The 4968-nt window shown below is 70.6% G+C and carries 6 protein-coding genes; all 6 read left to right on the forward strand.

Annotated elements, in window-relative coordinates; translation table 11 throughout:
* Positions 1-255: 255 nt before the first annotated feature.
* Positions 256-1833, forward strand: a complete 1578-nt coding sequence (locus ACY45C_RS19895) for an AMP-binding protein (protein ID WP_462189081.1) — start codon at positions 256-258, stop codon at positions 1831-1833.
* Positions 1834-1842: 9 nt separating this feature from the next.
* Entirely contained in the window at positions 1843-2211 is a 369-nt protein-coding gene (locus ACY45C_RS19900; RefSeq protein ID WP_462189083.1) for a hypothetical protein, read from the forward strand.
* 106 nt (positions 2212-2317) lie between these two features.
* A complete protein-coding gene (locus ACY45C_RS19905; protein ID WP_462189084.1) occupies positions 2318-2995 on the forward strand; it encodes a PaaI family thioesterase in 678 nt (225 codons plus the stop codon).
* A complete protein-coding gene (locus ACY45C_RS19910; RefSeq protein WP_462189085.1) occupies positions 2996-3256 on the forward strand; it encodes an acyl carrier protein in 261 nt (86 codons plus the stop codon).
* Entirely contained in the window at positions 3253-4155 is a 903-nt protein-coding gene (locus ACY45C_RS19915) for a class I SAM-dependent methyltransferase (RefSeq protein WP_462189086.1), read from the forward strand. Before ACY45C_RS19910 ends, ACY45C_RS19915 begins: the two co-directional genes overlap by 4 nt.
* Before the next feature lie 31 nt (positions 4156-4186).
* Positions 4187-4968: acyl-ACP desaturase (locus ACY45C_RS19920; RefSeq protein WP_462189087.1), on the forward strand; the 782-nt coding region annotated here is incomplete at its 3' end.

Genomic DNA, 4968 nt, shown 5'->3' on the forward strand with positions numbered 1-4968 from the left:
ATCTACACCGTCTAATGCGTCGGCAGCGTCAGATGTGTATAAGAGACAGCCTTTTCCTGCTGCCCGCGGCATTCATCAGCGCATCCGATCATCAGTACACCCGACGGACAGACATCAGTACACCCGACGGGCGAGTACACCTGACGGGTAGCCCCATCGGCTGCTGTTTGGCCGCCGTCGCCTCGGTGCCGGCCGGGCCCCATCCGTCGCACGGGCGCGGAAGACACCTGGACGCGGAAGACAGGAGTGCGGATCATGCCTGCCATCCGGAGCGAGGCCACCTCGCCCACCTCCGCCATCTCGCCCACGTCTCCGACGGTCCATCCGCGGCCGGTCTTTCCACGGTCGGCGACGACCGGGGGGCCGGCCCACACGACCCACGGCAGCCACGCGACGGACCCGACCGGCACGACCGACGCTCGCGGGCACCATGAGCCGCTCGACGCCGAGACGTTGCACGACGCACTGGACGTTGCGGCCGCCCGGCATCCCGACACACCCGTCACGTTCCCGTCGACCCGCGAGGTGATCTCGCTGCGGGACCTCGCGGCCACCTCCCGGACGATCGCGGCCGCGCTGACGACGGACGGGGTCCAGGCCGGTGAGCGGGTCGGGGTACTGGCCGCGAACTCGGCCGAGTTTCTGCTCGCGCTCTTCGCGATCAGTCGGGCGGGCGCGGCGGCCTGTCCGCTGCCACTGCCGACCACCGCGCACGACCTCAACGGCTATGCCGACCGGGTCTCGCGCACCACGGCGGCCGCGGGCATCCACCGGGTGGTCACCGGAGGCCGGGTGTCCGCCATCCTGCGCCGGACGGCCGACCGGCTCGGCGGACTCCGGTTCCTCCCCGCGGCGGACCTGGCCCGCGACGCCGGTCCCGCCACGCCCACGCGCCAGCCACCTCCGAGTCCCGGGCGTCCGGTGGGTGCGGTGGGTGCGGTGGGTGCGGTGGGTGCGGACGACATCGCGATCGTGCAGTTCACCTCCGGCAGCACCGCGGCCCCGAAGGGCGTGGTACTCAGCCACCGCGCCGCGCTGTGCGGCATCCGCGCGATCATCGACGGCATCCGGCTCGGTGAGGGCGATCACGGCGGAATCTGGTTGCCGCTGTTCCACGACATGGGGCTGTTCGCGACCCTCAGTGCGATCATGACCGGCATCCCGATGACCGTCTGGTCCCCGGCGGACTTCGTCCGTGACCCCGCCGGCTGGCTGCGCTCGTTCCTCGCCAGCGGCGCCACGATCTCGCCGGCGCCAAACTTCGCCTACGACGACCTCGTCCGGGCGATCGACCCGGACGAGGTACCCGGGCTGGACATGCGCCGGTGGCGCGTCGCGCTGAACGGAGCCGAGCCGGTCTCCGCGGTCGGCGTTGAGCGATTCCTCGACCACTTCGCGCCGGCCGGGTTCGCCCCCACGGCGATGTTCCCCGTGTACGGGATGGCCGAGGCCACCCTGGCCGTGGCCTTCCCGCCGCTGGGCCGCGCCCCCGTGGTCACCTGGGTCGACCGGGACCGACTCGCCGCCGAGGGAATCGTGACGGAGGTCCCGCGCGAGCATCCGCGCGCCAAGGGGCTGGTCGCCGTCGGCCGGCCGGTCCGCGACATCCGGATTCGCATCGCCGACCTGCACGGTGACGTCCTGGCCGATCCGCTCGGCGACGGTCTGGCGCCGAGCCTGCGGGTGGGCGAGATCCAGATCCGGGGTGGTTCGGTCACCTCGGGCTACCTCACCGCGGGGGGCCTGACGACCGGGGGCTTCACCGCGGACGGCTGGCTGCGCACCGGCGACCTCGGCTTCCAGCGCGGCGACGATCTGTTCGTGACCGGCTGAGACAAGGAAATGATCATTATACGCGGCGTGAACTACTACCCCGAGGACGCCGAAGCGGCGGTGCGTGACCTTCCGGGCGTGCACCGACGTCGCGTCGTCGCCTTCGGCTCCCCCGACCAGCCAGACGCCGCCGACAGCCCCCCGGACGCCACCGGAGCGAAGGCTGCCGGCGGCGTCACGGTGGTCGGCGAGACCGCGCTGACCGAGCCCGCGGACCGAGCCCGACTCGCGACCGACCTGCGGATGGCGGCAACTGCGGCGCTGGGGCTGTCCACGGTGACGGTGCGTCTGGTCGAGCCCGGCGCGCTGCCCCGTACCTCCAGCGGCAAATTCCAACGGCTGGCGGTACGCGACCTGGTCGGGCGCGGCGTGCTCTGACCCGCAAGCCCCGCCTCCGATTCCGCACGCCCAGCGCGTTCCGCGCCCATCGACCAGCCGCGCGTTCCGCGCCTATCGACCAGGGAGCCCGATGCGCAGCCACCTGATGACGCCGAGCCCTGACGGCCCGCGGGAAGCCGACGATCCGGAGGACTACCTGAGCGTGCCGTGGTCCGTGCTCGCGGACTATCGGTGTTTCGGCTGCTCGCCGCACAATCCGCACGGGCTGCAACTACGCTTCTCCGCCCACGCCGACGGCATCTCGACCCGTTTCCGACTCGAACGCCGGCACGAGTCCTATCCCGGCGTCGTGCACGGTGGCCTCATCGGAGTGATCGTCGATGAGACGATGGGCAATCTGATCGTGCTGCAGGTCGGGCTCACCGCGTTCACCACCGCGCTGCGGGTGCGCTACCTCGCCCCGCTGAGCGTCGGCGCCGAGTACCGCTGCGTCGCCCGGCTGCACGGCGTCCCGGATGGTACCCCCGGCCGCGGGGACGCGGCACCGGTCGGCGGCACGGTCGGCGGAGCGAACAGCGGCGTAAACGGCGGCAGAGCAAACGGGCTGGTGCACGCCGAGGCCGAGATCCTCGACGATGCCGGGACGCTGCTCGCGACCGCAAGCGCAACCTACCGCCCGACCCCGATGGACACCGCCCGGGACCGGATGATGCTGAATCCGACCGAGGCCGACCGTGTCGCGCAGGCACTGGCGGCGACGCTCACCAGACCACCGGCCACCGGGTCCACCGCCGCCGGCCTCCCCACCTCAGAGGAGCACTGAATGTCAGTGTCGTATGCGGAGATCGTCACCACCGTCACCGCCATCGTCGCTCGTGAGCTCGGCATCCCGGTCGAGGACCTGGCTGCGGACGCCGATCTGCGCTCCGTGGAGGGCGCGGACTCGGTGAAGGTGCTCCGGATGATCGCCCGGGTAGAACGCGAGTACGACGTCGAGCTCGAGGACGAGGACGTCTTCTCGGCGGTCACCGTCGCCGAAGTCGCCGACGTCGTCCAGGCGGCGCTGCAGGTGCAGGCCGCATGAACTCGCCCGTCACCACCGCACCGGAGGCTGCGGTGGGCCTCGCCGCCGGGCCCACGACGGGCACCGAACCCACGACGAGCGACACCAATCAGCACTACGACCTGCCGCCCGAGGTCTTCGGCCTGTTCCTCGATCCCCTGCGCAAATACAGCTCGGGTCTTTACCGCACGGAGCACGACACCCTCGAGCAGGCGCAGATCGCCAAGCTCCACTTCGTCGCCGATCGGCTCGGCCTGCGCCGCGGTGGTCGCCTCCTCGACATCGGATGCGGCTGGGGTTCGCTGACGCTGTTCATGGCGGTCGAGTACGAAGCCGAGGTCGTCGGGGTCTCCCCCGCGGGGCGACAGCACGCCTACATCGCGCAGCGAGCTGCCGAACTCGGCGTGAGCGACCGCGTCACCACGGTCCAGGGTCACTTCGAGACGGTCGAGTTGCCCTCGGGGAGTTTCGACGCAGTGACAATGCTCGGCTCGATCGTGCACATGCCCGACCTCGATGTCGTGTTCCGGCGGGCCCGGGCGCTGCTGCGCCGCGACGGACGGCTGTACGTGTCGGAAAGCTGCTTTCGCAACGCTGCCACCCGGGGGGCGTTCGACCATCGGGAAGGGACCGAGTTCGTCCGCGCATCGATCTTCGGCTGGGGGGACATGCGGCCGCTGTCCGACCTCGTCACCGGTGCCGAGGACGCCGGTTTCTCCCTGGCAAGCCTAGACGATCTCACCGACGACTACCGGCGCACCATCGACGACTGGCTGGTGAACGTCGACGCGGCCGCGGAGCGGATCGACGCGATCCGCCCGGGAACGGCCGCGACGCTGCGCCGCTATCTGGAGGTCGCGAACGCCGGCTGGGGCTACATCACCAAGCACTACGCGCTGGTGTGCCGCAAGGCACGCTGACCGCCGCCGAGAGAGGAACGGGATCCACATCATGACGGCATCCGACATTCTCCGGCCGGCGTTCGGCCAGGCCCGCGGCGTCGAACCGCCGCGAGCCCCCGCACGCCCGGCCCTGGCGCCGCTGCTTCCTCCCGCCGAGGTCGAGGCGGCCGTCATCGCCTTCCACCAGGCGGGCTCCACCACCCGCCGCTTCAACGTCGAATCGACGTTCGCCTGGGAGAACGCCGACGCCGATCGGCTCACCGAGGGACAGCGATCCGCGGTCCGGTTCATCACGTTGATCGAGGACCACCTGCCCGGCTACTTCGGCGTGTACGAGCGGGCCTTCCCGCTGAACCCCGACGTCGACGTCGAGAACTTCGTGCACAACCGGGAGCTCTACCACTTCACCGTGCGTTGGGCGCAGGAGGAGGACAGCCACGCCCGGGTGCTGTTCCGCTACCAGGTCGCCGCCGGCATCGCCGATCCCGACGAGCTGCGGCGGGAACTGGCGACCGAGGGGCGCAAGCACTTCGAACTGCCGCACGACCACGCGGTCTCGCTGTTCGCCTACGCCCTGGTCCAAGAGAAGGCGACCCAGCTGTACTACCAGCAGCTGCGGGCGGTCGTCGGCGATCCGGTGTTGGCCGATCTGCCGAACCGGCTCGCCAAGGACGAGGCCCGGCACTTCACCTTTATGGCCGACATCGTGGAACGGTACCTGCGCCGCCACGGCGACGCCGTCGTCGAGCCGATCCGGGAGGTTATCGCGCACTTCTGGATCTGTCTCTTATACACATCTCCGAGCCCACGAGACGGACTCCTCTCTCGTAT

This window comes from Frankia sp. CcWB2, assembly GCF_977927585.1.